Here is a 590-nt window from a genome sequence, read left to right on the forward strand (position 1 = left end):
TCAGCGAGTCGTATATCGCCTTCGTAAGTCACGATATCTTGCTGTGAGAGCAGATCTTGTAATACGAGTGCTTCTTTGGTTACTTTCGTATAGCAAGCTGCGAGAGGGGTATGCTCGAACGTTTTCAGTTCAAGAGTTCGAATTTCAACTTGAATACTTTTCGATAGCGCCAGGTTTTGGGTTTGCTCAATGTGCTCTTGAGCGATGAAGAACACGGGTTTCTCACCATTGATCAATAGTTGAGTCGGACCTGCTTCTGTCGCGAGCCACAACTCTATCTGAGTTTGGCCTTTGATGTCTCGTGCTTGGCGAGTAAGTAGGAAACCTTGTTGGATGTTCAAAAGAGAGAAACCTTATAAATTTTTCAAGTCGCCATTCTAACATTATGGACTGTAAAAATAACCAGTAATAGAAAATGGAATTAGATACTTCAGCATAGTTACTTCTGGCTTGTTTAATCGGAGGTTTTTAGCAATTACAAATGGCTTAAAAAAGGATTTCTAGTTAACGATTTCTGTATATTAAACCACCAGATCTGCCAGTTATTTTCTCGTTTGCAAGTTAAGTGATTCTCATATATCGAGGTTATA

At 39.5% G+C, this 590-nt stretch carries 1 pseudogene; it reads right to left on the reverse strand.

The features are described 5' to 3' along the window. Nucleotides 1-341, reverse strand: a pseudogene (locus R7Q48_RS29155) (DNA polymerase II); the annotation flags it as partial. Between the last annotated feature and the right edge of the window lie 249 nt (nucleotides 342-590).

The sequence above is a fragment of the Vibrio sp. 378 genome, assembly GCF_033339435.1.